Annotated in this window: 18 protein-coding genes; 8 read left to right on the forward strand and 10 right to left on the reverse strand. The window is 58.4% G+C overall.

Annotated elements, in window-relative coordinates; all coding sequences use genetic code 11:
• Window positions 1–59: 59 nt before the first annotated feature.
• Window positions 60–1,586: a SulP family inorganic anion transporter gene (locus AD669_RS00005; RefSeq protein WP_053116386.1), complete on the reverse strand. Its 1,527-nt coding sequence runs from the start codon at window positions 1,584–1,586 to the stop codon at window positions 60–62.
• 90 nt (window positions 1,587–1,676) lie between these two features.
• Window positions 1,677–2,405, reverse strand: coding sequence for a carbonic anhydrase (locus AD669_RS00010; RefSeq protein ID WP_053116387.1), 729 nt, complete (start codon window positions 2,403–2,405; stop codon window positions 1,677–1,679).
• A 500-nt stretch (window positions 2,406–2,905) separates the two neighbouring features.
• On the opposite strand from AD669_RS00010, the gene AD669_RS00015 reads away from it, so the two are divergent.
• Complete coding sequence (locus AD669_RS00015) at window positions 2,906–3,484, forward strand: hypothetical protein (protein WP_156316116.1); 579 nt, start codon at window positions 2,906–2,908, stop codon at window positions 3,482–3,484.
• Between the two features lie 85 nt (window positions 3,485–3,569).
• Here the strand turns inward: AD669_RS00015 and AD669_RS00020 are convergent, their stop codons facing one another.
• Window positions 3,570–4,628, reverse strand: coding sequence for a PA0069 family radical SAM protein (locus AD669_RS00020; protein ID WP_053116389.1), 1,059 nt, complete (start codon window positions 4,626–4,628; stop codon window positions 3,570–3,572).
• A gap of 223 nt (window positions 4,629–4,851) precedes the next feature.
• On the opposite strand from AD669_RS00020, the gene AD669_RS00025 reads away from it, so the two are divergent.
• A complete protein-coding gene (locus tag AD669_RS00025) occupies window positions 4,852–5,154 on the forward strand; it encodes a hypothetical protein (RefSeq protein WP_053116390.1) in 303 nt (100 codons plus the stop codon).
• Between the two features lie 71 nt (window positions 5,155–5,225).
• Here the strand turns inward: AD669_RS00025 and AD669_RS00030 are convergent, their stop codons facing one another.
• The 3 genes from AD669_RS00030 to AD669_RS00040 are packed head-to-tail and all read right to left on the reverse strand — an operon-like array spanning window position 5,226 to window position 9,052.
• The gene (locus tag AD669_RS00030) at window positions 5,226–6,506 is read right to left on the reverse strand and encodes a cytochrome c (protein ID WP_053116391.1); all 1,281 of its coding nucleotides are present in this window, start codon (window positions 6,504–6,506) and stop codon (window positions 5,226–5,228) included.
• 12 nt (window positions 6,507–6,518) lie between these two features.
• Window positions 6,519–8,303, reverse strand: a complete 1,785-nt coding sequence (locus AD669_RS00035) for a GMC family oxidoreductase (RefSeq protein ID WP_053116392.1) — start codon at window positions 8,301–8,303, stop codon at window positions 6,519–6,521.
• A 2-nt stretch (window positions 8,304–8,305) separates the two neighbouring features.
• Window positions 8,306–9,052 (reverse strand): gluconate 2-dehydrogenase subunit 3 family protein, encoded by a 747-nt coding sequence (locus tag AD669_RS00040; protein ID WP_053116393.1) that lies wholly within the window; start codon window positions 9,050–9,052, stop codon window positions 8,306–8,308.
• A 309-nt stretch (window positions 9,053–9,361) separates the two neighbouring features.
• On the opposite strand from AD669_RS00040, the gene AD669_RS00045 reads away from it, so the two are divergent.
• Window positions 9,362–10,006 carry a dual specificity protein phosphatase family protein gene (locus AD669_RS00045; RefSeq protein ID WP_053116394.1) on the forward strand — a complete coding sequence of 215 codons (645 nt, stop codon included), beginning with the start codon at window positions 9,362–9,364 and terminating at the stop codon, window positions 10,004–10,006.
• Here the strand turns inward: AD669_RS00045 and AD669_RS00050 are convergent.
• The 3 genes from AD669_RS00050 to prlC all read right to left on the reverse strand — a co-directional run bounded on the left by AD669_RS00050 (window position 9,993) and on the right by prlC (window position 14,496).
• A complete protein-coding gene (locus AD669_RS00050; protein WP_053116395.1) occupies window positions 9,993–12,041 on the reverse strand; it encodes a M3 family metallopeptidase in 2,049 nt (682 codons plus the stop codon). The genes AD669_RS00045 and AD669_RS00050 overlap by 14 nt on opposite strands.
• 113 nt (window positions 12,042–12,154) lie before the next feature.
• On the reverse strand, window positions 12,155–12,448 hold the full coding sequence (locus tag AD669_RS00055; protein ID WP_053116396.1) for a YheV family putative zinc ribbon protein: 294 nt from the start codon (window positions 12,446–12,448) through the stop codon (window positions 12,155–12,157).
• Window positions 12,445–14,496, reverse strand: coding sequence for an oligopeptidase A (prlC, locus tag AD669_RS00060; RefSeq protein ID WP_053116397.1), 2,052 nt, complete (start codon window positions 14,494–14,496; stop codon window positions 12,445–12,447). The genes AD669_RS00055 and prlC overlap by 4 nt, the downstream gene beginning before the upstream one ends.
• Window positions 14,497–14,584: 88 nt before the next feature.
• Here prlC and AD669_RS00065 point away from each other — a divergent pair, with 88 nt between their 5' ends.
• From AD669_RS00065 to AD669_RS00075, 3 genes are all read left to right on the forward strand, one after another.
• A complete protein-coding gene (locus tag AD669_RS00065) occupies window positions 14,585–15,130 on the forward strand; it encodes a gamma carbonic anhydrase family protein (RefSeq protein WP_053116398.1) in 546 nt (181 codons plus the stop codon).
• A 29-nt stretch (window positions 15,131–15,159) separates the two neighbouring features.
• Window positions 15,160–15,810 (forward strand): HAD family hydrolase, encoded by a 651-nt coding sequence (locus tag AD669_RS00070; protein WP_053116399.1) that lies wholly within the window; start codon window positions 15,160–15,162, stop codon window positions 15,808–15,810.
• 170 nt (window positions 15,811–15,980) lie between these two features.
• A complete protein-coding gene (locus AD669_RS00075; protein ID WP_053116400.1) occupies window positions 15,981–16,439 on the forward strand; it encodes a transposase in 459 nt (152 codons plus the stop codon).
• 111 nt (window positions 16,440–16,550) lie between these two features.
• Here AD669_RS00075 and AD669_RS00080 read toward each other — a convergent pair whose 3' ends face one another.
• On the reverse strand, window positions 16,551–17,627 hold the full coding sequence (locus AD669_RS00080; RefSeq protein WP_053116401.1) for an aminopeptidase: 1,077 nt from the start codon (window positions 17,625–17,627) through the stop codon (window positions 16,551–16,553).
• A 60-nt stretch (window positions 17,628–17,687) separates the two neighbouring features.
• Between AD669_RS00080 and AD669_RS00085 the strand changes: the two genes are divergently transcribed.
• Window positions 17,688–18,110 (forward strand): hypothetical protein, encoded by a 423-nt coding sequence (locus AD669_RS00085; protein ID WP_053116402.1) that lies wholly within the window; start codon window positions 17,688–17,690, stop codon window positions 18,108–18,110.
• Between the two features lie 40 nt (window positions 18,111–18,150).
• On the forward strand, window positions 18,151–18,570 hold the full coding sequence (locus AD669_RS00090) for a hypothetical protein (RefSeq protein ID WP_008081161.1): 420 nt from the start codon (window positions 18,151–18,153) through the stop codon (window positions 18,568–18,570).

Consider the following 18,570-nt stretch of genomic DNA (forward strand, 5'->3'; position numbering starts at 1 on the left):
AACGATGATGTCGTCTGACACGCCGCCTTCGCGGGCAAGCCTTGCTCCTACAAAGATTTTTATCCGGCTGCACCGATGCCTGTTGTTGTGCGAATCCGTCCTTCAAGCCTGCGCTTCAACCCGCGCGACTCAATCAACAGCTTCGACCCCTTCGCCGCATTCGCCCGGCCCCATTCCTCCAGCAACTCCAGACACGAATGGTCGATGTAGCTCAGATTATTGAGCGGCACGTGCACCGTCACGCCTGCCGGAATACTGTTGAGCACCTGGGTCAGCGCCGGCACTTTGAGGAAGGTCGCCGCGCCGATCAAACGCAATTCCATCTCGCCGTCCTGCGGCAGATCGATCAGGCTGATCTTCAACCGCGAGGCCTTGAACGCCAGCTTCAACAACGTCAGACCGAAACCCAGCAGCACACCGGTCAGCAGGTCGGTGAAGATGATCGCCAGCGCCGTCGCGGCATAGGTGAACATCGGCATCCGTCCATATCGACTCAGACCGCGAAAGGCTTTCAGGTCGACCAGTTTGAAACCGGTATACACCAGCACACCGGCCAGACTCGCCACCGGAATGCTTTGCAGCACGCTCGACAACAACAGCACGAACGCCAGCAGCCACAAGCCATGGAAAATCGTCGAATAGCGTGTGGTCGCACCGGCCTGGACGTTGGCCGAACTGCGCACGATTACCCCGGTCATCGGCAGCGCGCCAACCAGTCCGCAGAGCATATTGCCTACACCCTGCGCCGACAGTTCGCGGTCGAAATCCGAACGCACGCCACTGTGCATGCGATCTACCGCAGCAGCAGATAACAGCGTTTCGGCGCTGGCAATAAACGCTACAGCGAACGCCGCGATCAACAGCGTCGGATCAGCCAGGCTGAGCAGATCTGTCGGCTTCAACCAGTCGATGGCTTCCGCGAGATTCGCCGGCACCTCAACGCGTTTCACCTGCAAGGCCAGCATCAAGCTGGCACCCGTCGCCAGCCCCACGCCGAGCAGCGCGCCGGGAATAAACCGTAGCGAATGCGGACGGAATTTTTCCCACAACCACATCACTGCAATCGTCGACAGCCCGAGCAACCCGGCCTGCCAACCGAACGACGGCACGGCCTGAGCCACCGCCGCCGGGAATGCGGCGAGGTTATCCAGCCCGGAAGGTTTCGGTGACGCATCGAGCATCACATGCACCTGCGACAGCACGATCAACACGCCAATCCCCGCCAGCATCCCGTAGACCACCGCTGGCGCCGTCACCCGAAACCAGCAGCCGAGCTTCAAGCGCCCGGCCACCAGTTGCAGAAAACCGGCGAGCAACAGAATCGGCCCGAGCATCTCGATGCCGTGCTGGCGCACCAGTTCAAAGACCAACACCGCCAGGCCCGCCGCCGGCCCACTGACCTGCAACGGCGAACCCGCCAGCCAACCGACCACCAAACCACCGATGATCCCGGTGATCAAACCCTTTGCCGGCGGCAACCCTGACGCAATCGCAATGCCCATGCACAGCGGCAGAGCGACCAGAAACACAACCACGGAAGCGAGCAGCTCCCGTGGCAACACCGCTTTCAATTGAGCCGCACGCATGGCGATTCTCCCGACGTTTTCTTCAGGCATGGCAAGGCCGGGTCGCTGAATCAGCGACCGGCGTCAAACCACACAGATGTTTAGGAAGATTTAGAAGCGCGCTTTGGGCGTCGCCACCGGAATCGGATGGCTGCCGTCGAGCGGCAGGAAGCGTCCCTGATCCGCGTCGTAAGCTTTGATTTCGCTGGTTTCGATGTCGTAAACCCAGCCATGGATGAACAGATGACCGTTCGCCATGCGCGAGGCTACCGAAGGATGGGTACGCAAGTGCTGCAGTTGGGCGATGACGTTTTCCTCGGTGAGGATCGGCATGCTTTCTTTTTCGTCGGCGCAGTTACAGTTTTCATGCACCATGGTTTTCGCGACTTCAGCGTGGCGCAGCCAGGCTTTGACCGTCGGCATTTTTTCCAGGCTGTCCGGGTTGAGCACCGCACGCATGGCGCCGCAATCGGAGTGGCCGCAGATGATGATGTGCTGCACGCCGAGCGCCAGTACCGCGTATTCGATCGCGGTGGAAACGCCGCCGTTCATTTGGCCGTAAGGCGGAACCACGTTGCCGACGTTACGGGTCACGAACAGATCGCCGGGCGAACTGTGCGTAATCAGCTCGGGGACGATGCGCGAGTCGGCGCAGGTGATGAACATCGCTTTCGGCGCCTGGGCCGTGGCGAGTTTCTTGAAGAGTTCTTCCTGCTGCGGAAAAATCTCATGATGAAAATGCAAAAAGCCATCTACGATCTGGCGCAGCGCTGCATCGGCGGATTCCGCTTCTGGGGACGGCGCCGACGCAGCCAGCGGCTGTTTATCCTTATCACTCATGATTCATCCTCTTTGACGGATTCAGGGAATCTTCCCCGGTATTCCGGTATGAAGCCAGTGGCTGTTTAAAACTATCGCGGTCATCCAGACCGGTCAGTCACTCGATGAACAAGGTAGCCGCCGAAACTTAACTGAAACTGAATCAACCGCTCTAGAACGTGTGTTCCAGGTCACAAAAAACGTGACTGGCAGTTTTCGACGGGGGGATACCAGCCCCTCAAACCTGTGCTAATTGTCGCTAAATCAATGACGTCTGGCGAGGTAGCAGACAGAAGGTTTGGTGATGCCGCTCTCAGTCTGCCTTTTAGCGATCGGGCTACATTGATCCAAGGGCTGTAGCGATGTAATGAGTTAGTTGTTAATAACGAAGTTTCGTTGTTGTTGATAAGGGTGTTTATTTTTTGAAATAACTAACTAGTTGCGGTCTGATAGTTTAATTTTTATAGTTTTTCGGTGGGCGCAACTTTCGCGCTCTTATTAAAAACTTTCAAGGATTGAAAATGACTACTTCGACTATTTTTGCAACTACCATGAATGCGCTGCGCGAATATCATAAGGCGCACTGTGACCATACGCCTGGTGCACGTCGTCAGGCGCTGGTTAAACCGGTTTATTCGACTTTGTCGACACTGACTGCCCTGAACCCTGAAGAGCAAGCTGCAATTGATGATCTGAAAAACGACTCTCAGCGAAGCGGTACAGTTAGCACTACCGTGATCCAAACCCAGATCACTGCGGATACCGAGGACTTCAAGAAAACCAACGGCGGTGATGACGCCGCTGCCGAATTCCGCAAACGCATGGAGGAGAAACGGGCAAGCCAAAAAGAAGCATCGAATAAACAGATCGACCAAATGTACGATAAGGCCATCGGTATTGGCGAGAAGTATCCTGCTACCCAAGGCGCTATTCTTTCCGTTGCTGACAAGATCATGGCGTTCTTCAGTAACCTGTACAACGAGATTTATTTCTGGATCAGCAATATCGTTGAGAAGTTCGTAGTGTGGGTAAAAAACGCTTGGGAAAACATCAAAAATACTTTCAATACCATCGTCGACTGGATTAAGGGTTGGTTCTAATCAGCTTCTTGCTTAATTAATCAAGTTGTAATTAATCGCCTGGTCGAGCTTAGGCTCGATCAGGCGTTTTTTTTGCGACGCCCATCTACAACAGCGACATTTGTGCGCCCGGCGGGCAAAAAGCTGTGCAATCGAGGTTGTAGCCTTCGCGATGATTGAGACCAAGCCGTTTGATGGCTTTGGCAAAGCGTTGTGCGAGCAGGTCGGCAAACGGCCCTTCGCCACGCATGCGGGCGCCGAAGCGGCTGTCGTAGAGCTCGCCGCCACGGCTCTGGCGGATCAGGCTCAGCACATGCGCAGCGCGTTGCGGATAGTGCGCGGCCAACCATTCCTCGAACAGCGGCGCCACTTCCAGTGGCAGGCGCAACATCATATAAGCAGCACTTTGTGCACCGGCAGCGTGCGCCTCGTTGAGCAGGTTTTCGATTTCGCTGTCGTTGATCATCGGAATCATCGGCGAACACAGCACACCGACCGGAATCCCCGCTTCGCGCATCACCCGAATCGCGCGCAAGCGTGCTTTCGGCGCAGCGGCACGCGGTTCGAGGATGCGTTTGAGTTCGTCGTCCAGCGTGGTCAGGCTGATCATCACCGCCACCAGCCGCTGCTGCGCCAATTCAGTCAGCAGGTCGAGATCGCGAAGAATCAGCGAACCCTTGGTGACGATGGTCACCGGATGCCGGTAGCGCAGCAGCACTTCGAGGATCTGCCGGGTGATTTTGTGTTCGCGTTCGATCGGCTGATACGGATCGGTGTTGGAGCCCAGATTAATCGGCGCACATTGATAACCGCGTTTGCTCAGCTGTTCTTCCAGCACTTGCGCGGCGTTGGTCTTGGCGATCAGCCGAGTTTCGAAATCCAGTCCCGGCGACATGTCCCAATAGGCGTGACTGGGTCGCGCGTAGCAATAAATGCAGCCGTGTTCGCAGCCACGGTAGGGATTGATCGAGCGATCGAAGGGCAGGTCGGGCGATGTGTTACGGGTGATGATGGTTTTCGCGGTTTCGATCATCACCTCGGTGTTCTGCGTTTCGGGCACTTCCTGATACCAGCCGTCGTCCTCAGCTACCGAACGGCTCGGCGCGAAGCGGTTGTGCGGGTTGGTCGCGGTGCCGCGGCCGCGTGGGGGCAGGGCGATGGACATCAGTCGGATCCTTTGTTCTGTATATCCATACAGTAATCGCAATTGCCGGTTTTTGGCCACTACCGTTTGGCTGGCCGGCAAAAAATGCTGCGCTTCGGCTATTTGTCGACAATAAGTAAGTTGTTATGTGCAAACTAGCGAAACAACTATCGGCTAGTTATTCGAGCCTTGAATTTGTAGTCTTTGCTCGTGTTCAAAACTTATTAAATAAAAGGATTTAGTGATGTCGTTTTTCAATTCGCGCGGTGTCTTTCTGCAACTGATGCAACCCGGCCCGTCGGAGCCTAATACACTGGTTTCCATGCAGCTGGCGCGCAAGGAATTGGCGTGGGATGCGCAAACTTCGACCGAAAGCGAATTGCTGGTTGATTCGATCATGGTCACCGCAACCTCTAAGGACGGCGGCAAGACCTTTACCATTGACCGTCTCAATCAAGATGTGGATCGCGACGGTGTGATTGGCGATGCAGACAAAGCCAAACTGGCGGCGCTCGCCAAAGCCTATGCAAGTATCATCAATCCGTAACTAAGATAGTTTTCATATTGATAAAAAACCCTGCTTGATTGCTCAAGCAGGGTTTCTTTAGTTGCAACTAATCATCGAGTGTCGATAGTTGCCTGGCTCAAATCGCCTTTACGCAACTTCGCTACATCATCGGCATTCACGGCCGAACCCTTGTTACCCCAACTGCCACGAATAAAACTCACCACGTCCGCCACTTCCTGATCCGACAAACGCCAGGCGAAACCCGGCATGGTGAAGGTGGAAGGCGCAGTGTGCGTCGCAGGCAAGGTGCCGCCCTTGAGCACGATGTGAATCAGCGAGGTCGGGTCTTCCGATTGCAGTACCGGATTGCCCGCCAGTGCCGGGAACACACGCGTGTAACCGTGGCCGTCAGTGCGGTGGCAGGCCGCGCAGTTGTCGATGTACACCGAAGCACCGCGCTGGCTGTCGTCGCCATTCCACAAGGCTTTGGCGACTTTCTCTTCGTACTGATGCGGCTGGTCGGCAGGATCATTGGCCGGCAGCGACTTGAGATAGCGGGCGATGGCGGTCAGGTCGGCGTCGGTCATGTATTGCATGCTGTGGGTGACCACGTCGCTCATGCCGCCGAACACCGCGCTGCGATCGCTGCGACCGGTTTTGAGGAACTGCACCAATTGCTCTTCGCTCCAGCCGCCGAGGCCATCCTCGTGATCGCCGCGCAGGCTCTTGGCGATCCAGCCTTCCAGCGGCGCACTGCCGGCGAGGAAGTTGCTGCCATCGGCCGCGCTCAAGGATTTTTCCTGCATGGTCAGCGCCCGTGGCGTGTGACAGGCACCGCAATGGCCGAGGCCTTCAACCAGATACGCGCCACGGTCGATCACCGGGTCGGTACTCGTTGCTTTGTAGTCCTCGACCTTCGGCGCAAACATCCAGCGCCAGCCCATCAGCGGCCAACGCATGCTCAACGGCCACGGAATGTCGCTGGCCTTGTTCTCCTGCGCGACCGGTTCCACGCCATGCATGAAGTACGCATACAGCGCCTGCATGTCGGTTTCGCTGACACGCGCGTAGGACGGATACGGCATCGCCGGGTACAACGTACTACCGTTTTTGGCGACGCCATGGCGCACGGCCTGATCGAAGTCCTCGAAGCTGTATTCACCGACGCCGGTTTTATCCGGGGTGATGTTGGTCGAGTAGATCGTGCCGATCGGCGTTTCCATCGGCAGACCACCGGCGAACGGCTTGCCGCCCTTGGCCGTGTGGCAAGCCACGCAGTCACCGGCGCGGGCGAGGTATTCGCCTTGTTTGATCAAGGCTTGATCAACCTCAGTCGCGTGGATTGAGGCGCTGCCGAGCAGGGCCAAAGTCGCGATAACGAAATTCTTCATGGTCATCGCTCCTTAAGCCTGAACCAGCGGGCCGGGGTTTTTCAGGTACTGCTCGCGGATCGCTTTTGCCGACCAGTAGGTCAGTGCAGCCACCAGCCCGGTCGGGTTGTAGCCCAGGCCTTGCGGGAACGCCGAGGCGCCTGGAACGAAGACGTTGTGTACGTCCCAGCTCTGCAGGTAGCGGTTCAGTGCGCTCTTCTTCGGATCGGTGCCCATGATCGCGCCACCGTTAAGGTGGGTGGTCTGGTAGGACGCGGTGTTGAAGTGGTCGCCGACTTTCTTGCCGATCACCGCGATGGCTTTCGGGCCCATCGCTTCGGCGACCTTGCCCATTTTTTCGACCATGAAGCGGTTCATCTTGATGTCGTTTTCCTGCCAGTCGAAAGTCATGCGCAGCAGCGGTAAACCGTAGGCATCGCGGTACACCGGGTCGAGATCGAGGTAGTTGCCACGGTAGGACTGATGCGCGCCGTGGGCGTCCATCGACACTTGGTGGGTGTAGTAATCGGCGGTCGCGCGTTTCCACGCACTGCCCCAGGCAGGCGTGCCGGGCGGGTTCGAGGTACCGGCAATCGGCCGGCTGCCCGCCTGGTTGACCCACATCGGCGAGCCGCCGACGAAGCCGTGCGGGCCGTGGTCGAAGTTGTCGGCGTTGAAGTCGTCCAGCGCCACGCCATTGCCGCCAGCGCCGATGAAGTTGTTGGTGTGGGTGTCCTTGTCAAAGAACGCCTTGATGGTCGCCATGTTCTGGTAGGCGAAGTTACGCCCGATCACGCCTTCGCCAGTCTTCGGGTCGTACGGTTTGCCGATGCCGGAGAGCAGCATCAGACGTACGTTGTGCAACTGGAACGCGCCGAGGATCACCAGATCCGCCGGTTGCTCCATTTCGCGACCCTGTGCGTCGATGTAAGTGACGCCGGTGGCTTTGCTCTTGGTGCTGTCGAGGTTGATCCGCAGCACGTGAGCGTTGGCGCGCAACTCGAAATTCGGCAGCGGCTTCAGCGCCGGCAGAATGTTCACGTTCGGCGACGCCTTGGAGTACATGTAGCAAACATAACCGCTGCAAAAACCGCAGAAGTTGCACGGGCCCATTTGTGCGCCGTAAGGGTTGGTGTACGGCCCCGACGTATTCGCGGACGGCAGGTTGTAGGGTTTGTAACCGACTTCTGTAGCCGCTTTGCCGAACAGCTGTGCGGAAACCGTATTCTTCTGTGCTTCCAACGGGAACGGGTTGGAGCGATCCGGCGCGTACGGGTTGCCGCCCTTGCCCTGACCGACCAGTTGGCCTTTCACCGTCCACGCTTGACCCGAGGTGCCAAAGACTTTTTCGGCGTAATCGAAGAACGGCTCCAGTTCTTCATAGCTGACGCCGAAGTCCTGGATGGTCATGTCCTTGGGTATAAAGCTTTTGCCGTAGCGCTCTTCGTAATGGCTGCGCATGCGCAACTCGATCGGATCGACGCGGAAGTGCACGCCCGACCAGTGCAGGCCGGCGCCGCCAACACCGTTGCCCGGCAGGAACGCGCCCAACTGGCGGTTCGGCAGGGCGATGTCGTTGACGCTGTGGCGGATGGTGACGGTTTCTTTGGAGATGTCCTGAAAGAGTTTTTTCCGCACGCTGTAGGTGAGTTCGTCGATCACCTGTGGATAGTTGCCGTCGGGGTAAGTGTCCTGCATCGGCCCGCGCTCCAGCGCCAGCACGTTGAGGCCCGCTTCGGTCAGCTCCTTGGCCATGATCGCGCCAGTCCAGCCGAAACCGATGATGACTGCGTCCACTTTCTTCAATACCGTTGCCATGCTTACGCCCTCTCGCCGCGAATCGACACTGCCGGGAAGGGGTATTGCTCGTTGCGTTCCACCCAATCCATGAAATCGGCGCGGGCGCCGGGGAAACCGATCATCGTCCAGCCAACCATGCCTTTATTGCCACCGTGGATCGGGTCGCAGAAGAAGCCTTCCTTGGTGTTTTGCAGCAGCAGGTTGAAGAAAATCTTCGCCGGAACCGCATCGAACTGCGGCTTGCCGGCTTCGAGTTGCTTGAGCAAATCCTCTCGGGTAGCGCTGTCTTGCTCAGCAAATACTTTACCGTTGAGGGATTTTGCCCACTGATCCGTGGCGGCGATGCCGAGGCGATAGATTTCTTTCGGCACCAGTTTGCTCTGCCAGCCCATTTCCGGCGCAGCGTCGGCATTGAACGGGCCTTGCATGTACCAAAGGGCACCGGCGGCGTACGGCGTGTTCATTTGACGGTCGATGTATTCCGGCACACCGGCTTCAAGCGCGCCCGGGCCTTGGGCATCGTTGGGGATCAACTGCGCGACGGCGGCATTGATGAATGCCCATTCTTCGGCGGTGAAATAGCTCGGTTGATACACCTCGGCGTCAGCGCGAGCGGCTGGCGCGGCCGGTGCAGCGGGCGCCGCTTCAGGCGCGGCTTGCAAGACGCTGCTGCCCAGGCTGGTGCCGGCGAGGGTCACGACCGGAATCAGGGTCAGGGATTTGCGCAAAAACTCACGCCGCGGGTTGTCTCGATCTTGATCAGACATGGAAGGTGTACCTCATCAGGCATCAATGGTGGTCAACCGTTTCTGCGAACGGCTTGAGGATTTTTCGTCGCGACGTGGCCGGTGGAAGACCCGGAGGAGGGAAAGCGTCTGCAACATCATGTGACAAATGGTAGCAGGCTAAGCATCGGGATGAACCGATTCAGTGAAAAAAAGCCCGGATTTCTTGGATGAAATCGATGAAACAACGCGGATTCACGTTTCTTTGACAAACGCCTCACGGGGCTTTGACCGCCCAACGACGAAGCTACGGCTCCTATTCCTGAAGAATTCCGACACGGTCACCTCAGCATGTCCCCAGTGCGTTTGTTTCCTGTTTTGTGTTTATCGCTTGTAGCGCTGTTGCAGTGGATGCCGGTTCAGGCTGATGCCGCCACCCCGGTTCGCCCGACTGAATGGGCGCAACCGGTTGAAGTGCAATACAACCTGTTTCAGATGTCACCGACGCTCTACCGCAGCGCCTTGCCCGATAGTGGCGCGGTGCCGTTGCTGAAAAATCTCAAAGTCGCCACGGTGATTACCTTTTTGCCGGAATCCGACCAGAACTGGCTGTCGGACTCCGACATCAATCAGGTGCAACTGCCTTACCGCACCAACCACGTCGACGATGCTGACGTGCTGAAAACCCTGCGCGCCATTCAGGCTGCCGAAGCCAACGGCCCAGTGTTGCTGCACTGCAAACACGGCTCCGACCGCACCGGATTGATGGCGGCGATGTACCGTGTGGTTGTGCAAGGCTGGAGCAAAGAAGACGCGCTGAGCGAAATGACCCAAGGCGGATTCGGCGAGAGTGGGCATTTCCGCGACAGCGTGCGCTACGTGATGCAGGCCGATGCAGACAAGCTGCGCACCGCGCTGGCCAATGGTGATTGCAGCACCAGCGCGTTCGCCACGTGCTCGATGAAGAGCTGGTTTCAGTCGGTCAATTTGAAGTGACAGTGGTTGGATCGGGCGCGGTTTCAAACAACTCCGCGCTGACGGGGCGCCCGAGAAATTTTTCCAGAGCACTCAGCAACGTCGGCGAGTCGCCGGAAAAAAATGCCTCGCGAAACGCCCGGCCGGTTTGCGGGTTGAACACGCCGTCGTGCTCGAAGCGTTTGAACGCCTCGGTCGCCAGCACGCCTGACCATTTATAGGCGTACACCGAAGCTTCATAACCGGTGACCAAATAGTCGAAGCTGTTGGCAAACCGGCAGTAGTCCGGCATTTGCAGTTCGGCAAACTGGCGCTGCACCCCATCGAACACCTGCGCAATGCTGCGGCCGTCGCCGTGGCGGTGGTGCAACTCGAAATCGAACAAAGCGCCCATCAGCAACATCCCGGTCGCTCGACTGGATTGCGCGCTCAAAGCCGTGAGCGCGGTGTTCACACGCGCTTCAGACAGGCGCTCTGCGGTTTGATGATGCGCCGCCAGCCACAAGATAAATTCTCGCGACAAACACCATTGCTCAAACAACTGCCCGGCGAATTCCGCGGTGTCGCGTGGGAACTGGGAAATGCCCGACAGGTTGTGATGCGGCGAGCGCGTCAGCACGTGTTGCAGGCAATGCCCGAATTCATGGAACAGCACCCGCAAATCCTGATGCGACAGCAGGCACGGGTGTTCGGGCGTGGGGGCGGTGAAGTTACTGGACAGCACGGCGATCGGCGTCGACGCCCGACCTTCGGCATCGATTCGCCGATTGCGCACCGTGCCCGTCCAGGCATAGTCCGCAGCGTGTTTGCCCGCGTAAGGGTCGAGGTAGATATGCCCGATGACTTGGCCATGTTCGCTGACTTCATACAAGCGGACATGCTCATGCCAGCGATCAAACGTGCGCTGCTCGTGAATCGTGATGCCGAACAAATGTTCGCTGAACCGGCATAACCGCTGCACGGTTGCGTCCAGCGGGAAATACTGCCGCAAGCCTTGCAGCGCGCCGTCCAGTTGCTGCACCCGTAACCGTTCGGCGAGGAATTCCTGATCCCAGGCCTGAATGGTTCCAAAGCCCTGCTGATCGGCGAACGCCTGCAGCGTTTTCGACTCTTGCTCCATCAGCGGTTTGGCTTGCGCGACTTGTCGCTGCAGGAAGGCGCTGACTTGCGCGGTGGAGGTGACCATCCGATCGTTGAGGCGCAGTTGCGCGTAGTTATCGAAGCCGAGAATTTCGGCTTTTTCGTGACGCAAGGTCAGCAGCAAACTCAATACCGGCTCGTTATCGAACTGATCCGCCTGCGGGCCTTGATCCGATGCGCGGGTGGTCCAGGCAATGAAATATTCCTCGCGCAAAGTGCGGTCGCGCGCGTACGTCATGATTTGGTGGCAGGTGTTTTGATCCAGCGTGAGTAGCCAGCCGTCGAGCCCGGCCTGTCTGGCCTTGAGCGCCAGTTGCGCCTGGCTGTGCGGGCTCAGACCGTCGAGCCGCGCGGCGTCGGTGATGTGTTTTGTCCATGCAGCGTTGGCGAGATCGATCTGGCTGGCGAACAGCTGTTCGAGCAGGCCGATGACGCGATTCAAACGGGCGAGTTTCTCCTGTTGCACCGCCGGTAACTCAACTCCGGACAAGCGCAACCTGCGCAGGATTTTGGCCAGTGACGCTTTGCGTGAAGCATCGAAATGGACGGCGACCGCACTGTTTTCCAAGCGTTGGAATGTACGGAACAACGGCACGCTCGCCAACGTGTCAGTCCGGTATTGCCCGGCGATCTGGCTGCACTGCGCGCTGGCTTTTTCCCACGCGCTATCGGCGGATTTTCCCATCGACAGGTATTCGATCACCGCCATGGCTTCAGCCAATGTGGCATCAGCTTCATCGACGGCGAGGATCAGATCGTCCCAGTTCGGATGTTCGGTCTGGCTGGCGATTACTTGTTCAGTGATCAGTTGGTTGTTGGCCACAATCGTTGTGATCGCAGGCACCAAATGTTCAGCGCGCACGGTCGACCACGGCGGCAGCGTCCAGCGTTGTAATAGCGGATTGGAGTCAGGCATGGCGTCTTCCTTGAGGGATGGCTGAAAGAGCCAGCCTAATCAGGAAGCGCGGGGGAAGGGCGGTACATAGTTACCACCTTTCACCGCCAAAACGGTGAAAGGTGGTTTGCGCATCAGTGTTGCTCGTCAGGCTTTTTCTTCAGCTTCGGGTTGGGGAAAAACTGTACGGCTTGCACGGTTTTGTCCGGCGCAGGTTTGCTGATAGCGCTGGTGTTGACCCGCGTGCCCAGTTCTTTCGGCACCGACAACCCTTGCTCGTTGAGCGTGTCGGAGTAACCGCAAGCCACACATTCACGGTGCGGCACGCTGTCTTCGTTCCACATCATCAACTTGTCCGGCTCGCTGCACGCCGGGCAGACCGCCCCGGCGATAAAGCGTTTTTTGGTAATCACAGGCCCCTCACTCATGCTGCCGCGTCCTCACTCAGGCCGCTGTGGCGCAACAGTGCGTCAATCGACGGCTCACGGCCACGGAAGTCGACGAACAGCACCATCGGTGCCTGCGAACCGCCGCGCGCCAGAATCGCTTCGCGGAAGGCGCGACCGGTTTCTGCGTTGAGCACGCCGTCTTCTTCGAATTTCGAGAAGGCATCCGCCGACAGCACTTCAGCCCACTTGTAGCTGTAGTAACCCGCCGCGTAACCGCCGGCGAAGATGTGCGCGAAGCTGTTCGGGAAGCGGTTGTAGGCTGGCGGACGCATCACCGACACCTCGTCGCGGATACCTTCGAGTACCTGTGCAACGCTGCGGCCGTCACCGTGGGTGGCGTGCAGTTCGAAGTCGAACAGCGAGAACTCCAGCTGACGCACCATCATCAGGCCGGACTGGAAGTTCTTCGCCGCGAGCATTTTTTCCAGCAGATCCTGCGGCAGCGGCTCACCGCTTTCGTAGTGACCGGAAATCAGCGCGAGGCCTTCCGGCTCCCAGCACCAGTTTTCCATGAACTGACTTGGCAGCTCGACCGCGTCCCACGCCACACCGTTGATCCCGGAAACACCGGCGTGATCAACGCGGGTCAGCAGGTGATGCAGGCCATGGCCGAATTCGTGGAACAGCGTAGTCACTTCATCGTGGGTCAGCAGCGCAGGCTTGCCGCTGTCAGCCGGGGTGAAGTTACACACCAGATTGGCCACCGGGCTTTGCAGCACGCCGTCGATGGTGCGGCGACGGTCGCGGGCGCCGTCCATCCATGCACCGCCACGCTTGTTGGCGCGGGCGTAGAGGTCGAAGAAGAAGCGGCCGACGTGCTGGCCGTTTTCCTTGATTTCGAACAGGCGCACGTCCGGGTGCCAGGTGTCGAAGCCTTTCTGTTCGGCGATTTCGATGCCGTACAGGAACTGAACAATGGCGAACAGACCGCCCAGGACTTTATCGATCGGGAAGTAGGCGCGCAGGGTTTCCTGAGCAACGCTGTAGCGTTGTTCGCGAAGTTTTTCACCGTAGAAACCGCTGTCCCAGCTTTGCAGATCGGCGCAGCCCTGTTCGGCGGCGTAAGCGCGCAGCTGTTGCAGATCTTGTGCGGCGAACGGTTTGCTGCGCTTGGCCAGATCGCGCAGGAAGCTCAGTACCTGATCGCTGGATTCAGCCATTTTCGTCGCCAGGCTCAGTTCGGAGAAGCTGGCGAAACCCAGCAGCCTGGCCAGTTCCTGACGCAGGTCGAGGATCTCTTCCATCACCGGGCCATTATCGTTCTGGCCGGCGTTCGGGCCTTGATCCGAGGCGCGGGTGCAGTAGGCGGCGTAGACTTCTTCACGCAGCGCACGGTCTTGCGCGTAGGTCATCACCGCGTAGTAGCTCGGGAATTCCAGGGTGATCAGCCAGCCGTCGAGGCCTTTGGCCTGAGCGGCGGCGGCCATTTGCGCCTTGGCCGAATCGGTCAGGCCGGCAAGGGCGGCTTCGTCGCTGACGTGCTTGGTCCACGCCTGAGTGGCGTCGAGCAGTTGATTGGAGAAGCGGCTGCCGAGCTCGGACAGTTTGCTCTGCACTTCGGCGTAGCGTTTCTGTTCGGCTTCCGGCAGGTCTATACCCGACAGACGGAAGTCACGCAGGGCGTGTTCCAGAATAGTCTTCTGCGCCACGTCGAAACCGGCGGCTTCCGGGCTGTTGGCCAGCGCTTCAAACGCCTGGAACAGTTCGCGGTTCTGGCCCATCTCGGTGGAGTAGGCGCTCAAGGCTGGCAGGCACGACTCGTAGGCTTCACGCAATTCGGCGCTGTTGCACACGGCGTTGAGGTGGCTGACCGGGCTCCATGCGGCGCCGAGGCGATCATTGAGTTCGTCCATCGCCAGTACCAGGCCGGCCCAGGTAGGGTTCTGGACTTGGGTTTTGAGGATTTCGGCGATGGCGGCGCGGTTGTCGGCCAGAATAGTTTCAATGGCTGGCAGGACGTGTTCGGCACGGATCGTGGAGAACGGTGGCAGGTCGTAGGACTGCAGCAGAGGGTTGTTCACGCTCACGGTTGGCACCTTGGCTGGGGAAACATTGCCCCATCTTAATTACAATCGGCACTCACCGCAGCTATCGGCGACAGAGAGAGAAATTATCGTGTCCGTTCGCAAGTACCAGAATCACACCCCCAGCCTGAGCAAAGGCGCGTTTGTCGACCGCTCGGCGGTGGTGATCGGCGATGTGGAAATTGGCGAAGACAGCTCGGTCTGGCCGCTGACCGTGATCCGTGGCGACATGCACCGCATCCGCATCGGTGCGCGCACCAGCGTGCAGGACGGCTGCGTGTTGCACATCACCCACGCCGGCCCGTTCAACCCCGACGGCTTCCCGCTGCTGATCGGCGACGACGTGACCATCGCCCATAAAGTCATGCTGCATGGCTGCAGCGTCGGCAGCCGCGTGTTGATCGGCATGGGCAGCATCGTCATGGACGGCGCGGTGGTTGAAGACGACGTGATCATCGGCGCCGGCAGTCTGGTGCCGCCGGGCAAACGTCTGGAAAGCGGCTTCCTGTATGTCGGTAGCCCGGTAAAACAGGTTCGCCCGCTGAGCGACAAGGAACGCGCCTTCTTCACCTACAGCGCGGCCAATTACGTGAAACTCAAGGATCTGCATCTGGCCGAAGGCTACGACACACTCTGAATCGAATTGGCGACTGCCCAGGAATTCCCATGCATTACCAAACCGTACTGTTCGACCTCGATGGCACCCTCACCGACCCGCGTGAAGGCATCACCCGTTCCATTCAGTTTGCCTTGGCCAAACTTGGCATCGATGAGCCGGATCTGACCAAGCTCGAACACTTCATCGGCCCGCCGCTGTTGCAGGCGTTCATGCAGTTCTACGATTTTGATGAAGCCAAAGCGTGGGAGGCGGTGAATTTCTATCGCGAGCGCTTCAAGGTCACCGGTCTGTATGAAAACCGCGTGTTTGATGGCGTTACGCCGTTGCTGGAAACCCTCGGTGGCCAAGGTCGGCAGCTGTATATCGCGACGTCGAAGCCGTGGATATTCGCCCGCGAGATCGCCCGGCACTTTGATTTCGCCCGGCACTTCAAAGTGATTTACGGCAGCGAACTGGATGGCACCCGCACCAATAAGGTTGAGCTGATTGCGCATCTGGTGAAGGAAGAAGGGCTGGATCCGGCGAATACGCTGATGATCGGCGACCGTAAGCACGACCTGATTGGCGCACGCAGCAATGGGCTGGACGCGGCGGCGGTCGGTTATGGATTTGGCAGTTTTGAAGAGCTGAATGCCGAGGCGCCGGCTTATCACTTTGAAACGCTGGATGAGTTACATCAGGCGTTTTTGCGGCGCTGATCAGATTGCTATCGCGAGCAAGCTTTGCTCCTACAGAGGAAACATGGTCTGTAGGAGCAAGGCTTGCCCGCGAAGAGGCCCTCAGTAACATCCCGATTAATTGTTCTTCATCGAGTCCTCCTCCAACGATCTACTGTGAATGCAGAGTTCACGATCAAGGAGGATCGCTTATGAAAAGCCCATGCCACGCCCACCGCCTGCGCCTCGGCCGCTATTCCGGTGAAGGACAGATTTATCTACTTACAGCAGTAGTCCGAAACCGTCGCCCGGTTTTTTCTACGTTTGCGGCCGGCCGCCGGGCCGTCAATGCCTTCCAGAAAGCAGAGCAAGAGCAACTGGCGAAATCATTGGCCTGGGTGGTCATGCCTGACCATATTCATTGGCTGATTGAGCTGCAAAACTCGACGCTACCGTCGTTGATGGGGCGAACAAAATCTCGCACCACGGTTGGCTTGAATCGGTTGCTTAAAATGGAGGGAACCCTGTGGCAGTCAGGCTTTCATGACAGAGCAATCAGGCGAGAGGAGGATCTTCAAGCGGTTGCCCGATACATCGTTGCTAACCCGCTGCGTGCTGGACTGGTCAAGAAGATTGGCGACTATCCGCTTTGGGATGCCATTTGGGTGTGAGCATTCAGAGGCCCTTTCGCGGGCAAGCCTTGCTCCTACAAAAAGCGCACCCGCGATTCATCTGTAGGAGCAAGGCTTGCCCGCGAAGACGCCGGCCTAGCCAATGCAAAATCAGGATTCCGCCAATGCCTTGAGCGCCGCCTTACGCTCAGTCACCGGCAACCCACCCAACCGCTCAACCTCGGCATAAAACCTCAGCCAATCTCCCCCGACCTGTTTGAACAACGCCGAAAACGCCGGCACCCACTGGTCATACAGCCCAAACGGCAACAACCGCGCATTGTTCAGCGGCGCATTCACCCAAGCGTCATAGCGCTTATCCCCGGCCCACTGGCTGTCGCGCATCACCCGATAATCCCGGCGAAACTGCTCGAACTCCGCCGCTTTACGTTCGCGCATCTGCTCAGCCGGTAATGGCTGTGCATACAGCTTCTCCAGCCGTGATCGCACATCCAGCACCAGCTCAATGAATTGATCCCGCTGCTGCAACCGCGAGTCGGTATCCGCCGGTAACCCGCGAAATGCGCGCCATTGCCGCGTGCCTTCCTGTTCGACGAACGTGGCGAAGGACTCGTTGAACTCGGTGTCGTCCTTCACATAAAAGCGCTGATGCGCCAGTTCATGAAAGATCAGCGTGGCCAGGCGTTCGTCGCCCCAGCCCATCATCGTGTTGATGATCGGATCGTTGAACCAACCCAGCGTCGAGTAGGCCTCGACGCCGCCAATCGACACGTCCATGCCCTGCAAGCGCTGGATCGCCGCTTCGCCTCGCGCCGCGCCTTGGCTGTAATAGCCGCGATAAGCCACACACCCGGCAATCGGGAAGCAATGGTTCTGCGGCGTCAGGGAAAACTCCTGAGTGGCGAACACATTCCACACCACGAACGGCCGGCCAATGTCGGCGTACAGGCGATAGCTTTGGTTGTCGGGCAAGTGCAGATGTTCGCTGGCGAAAGCACGAGCGTTTTGCGATTGGCTCAGGTGTGCGCGCAACTTCGCATCGCGGCCCGGGTCGGCAATCACCTCGGCCACTGGCTCGCGCGCCCGCAGCAGTTGCAGCTGCCCGCTGGCCAACTGGCTGTAATAGCTGACGCTGGCGCAACCGTTGAGCAACAAAAACAACACACCCGGAAACAAAATCCGAAAAACGCGATCAAGTAACCCATGGCTTGCAAACGGCCTGATCACAATAAGAAATCCCCCCGGAAAGTCTGCTCGCAAGACTATCCCGCCTTAAGGAGCACCGCTATGCGCATGTTGATGCTGACGGGAGGCCTGCTGACGCTGGCCGGTTGTGCCAATTTCGGAATGCCCGACCCTGACCCCTCACAAGCCTGGATCGATCTCGATGCCCGGCAACAGGACACGACTCTGCAAGCGCTGAAGGTCGACAGCCAGGCCGCGATTGATAAACGCTATTTTGAAGTCGAGCCCGGCAGCCATGAATTGAAGGTGCGCTATCAGTTCCCGGTAGACGCCAGCAACATCGGCCCCGACGCCGAACCGCTGTGGCGCGATTGCCAGTTGAATGTGAAATTCAAGGATTTCAACGCCGGCCAACGCTATCAGTTGCAGGCGGGCAGTATTGGTTTCCGGCCATGGGCCAAACTTTATGATGAGCAGCGCAAAGTCGTCGGGCAGGGCACACCGGCGGGCTGCCAGAAGACCTGATCGGCGGTATGCTGGCTGTCCACATCAAAGGACATTGATCATGCGCAGGTTGACGTTGTTGCTGGTAGGAAGTGTGCTTGCCGGCTGTCAGAGCCCGCTGCCAGCGGTCGATCCACAGATGGCCTGGGTCGATTTTTCGATGCCGACACCCGGCGGCAAAGTGTTGATGGCTGAACGCCTGGATAATCAGCGTCTACGCGATGGGCGTTTTTTCCAGGTCACGCCGGGCAGCCATGAATTGACGGTGCGCTTCGATTTCGAGATTTTCGGCGGCGGTCAGGGCATGGATACCGATCCGCAGGAACGCTTGTGTTACATGACCGTACCCTATGACCACTTCGAAGCCGGGCAACGCTACCGGCTCGAAGCACGGTCGCTGGCCTTCACGCCAAGCGCCCGGTTGATCAATCGTCAGGGGCAGATCGTTGCCGAAGAACGGCAGATCAACTGCGTGCCGTAA

This window comes from Pseudomonas sp. P1.31, assembly GCF_001269815.1.
Lineage (GTDB): Bacteria > Pseudomonadota > Gammaproteobacteria > Pseudomonadales > Pseudomonadaceae > Aquipseudomonas > Aquipseudomonas rustica.

Coding starts and splice junctions, on each gene's coding strand:
- AD669_RS00010 (WP_053116387.1), bottom strand. CDS start 2,405: ATGAGTGATAAGGATAAACAGCCGCTGGCTGCGTCGGCGCCGTCCCCA.
- AD669_RS00045 (WP_053116394.1), top strand. CDS start 9,362: ATGTCCCCAGTGCGTTTGTTTCCTGTTTTGTGTTTATCGCTTGTAGCG.
- AD669_RS00050 (WP_053116395.1), bottom strand. CDS start 12,041: ATGCCTGACTCCAATCCGCTATTACAACGCTGGACGCTGCCGCCGTGG.
- AD669_RS00020 (WP_053116389.1), bottom strand. CDS start 4,628: ATGTCCATCGCCCTGCCCCCACGCGGCCGCGGCACCGCGACCAACCCG.
- AD669_RS00025 (WP_053116390.1), top strand. CDS start 4,852: ATGTCGTTTTTCAATTCGCGCGGTGTCTTTCTGCAACTGATGCAACCC.
- AD669_RS00055 (WP_053116396.1), bottom strand. CDS start 12,448: ATGAGTGAGGGGCCTGTGATTACCAAAAAACGCTTTATCGCCGGGGCG.
- AD669_RS00040 (WP_053116393.1), bottom strand. CDS start 9,052: ATGTCTGATCAAGATCGAGACAACCCGCGGCGTGAGTTTTTGCGCAAA.
- AD669_RS00015 (WP_156316116.1), top strand. CDS start 2,906: ATGACTACTTCGACTATTTTTGCAACTACCATGAATGCGCTGCGCGAA.
- AD669_RS00035 (WP_053116392.1), bottom strand. CDS start 8,303: ATGGCAACGGTATTGAAGAAAGTGGACGCAGTCATCATCGGTTTCGGC.
- AD669_RS00030 (WP_053116391.1), bottom strand. CDS start 6,506: ATGAAGAATTTCGTTATCGCGACTTTGGCCCTGCTCGGCAGCGCCTCA.
- AD669_RS00075 (WP_053116400.1), top strand. CDS start 15,981: ATGAAAAGCCCATGCCACGCCCACCGCCTGCGCCTCGGCCGCTATTCC.
- AD669_RS00090 (WP_008081161.1), top strand. CDS start 18,151: ATGCGCAGGTTGACGTTGTTGCTGGTAGGAAGTGTGCTTGCCGGCTGT.
- AD669_RS00005 (WP_053116386.1), bottom strand. CDS start 1,586: ATGCGTGCGGCTCAATTGAAAGCGGTGTTGCCACGGGAGCTGCTCGCT.
- AD669_RS00070 (WP_053116399.1), top strand. CDS start 15,160: ATGCATTACCAAACCGTACTGTTCGACCTCGATGGCACCCTCACCGAC.
- AD669_RS00085 (WP_053116402.1), top strand. CDS start 17,688: ATGCGCATGTTGATGCTGACGGGAGGCCTGCTGACGCTGGCCGGTTGT.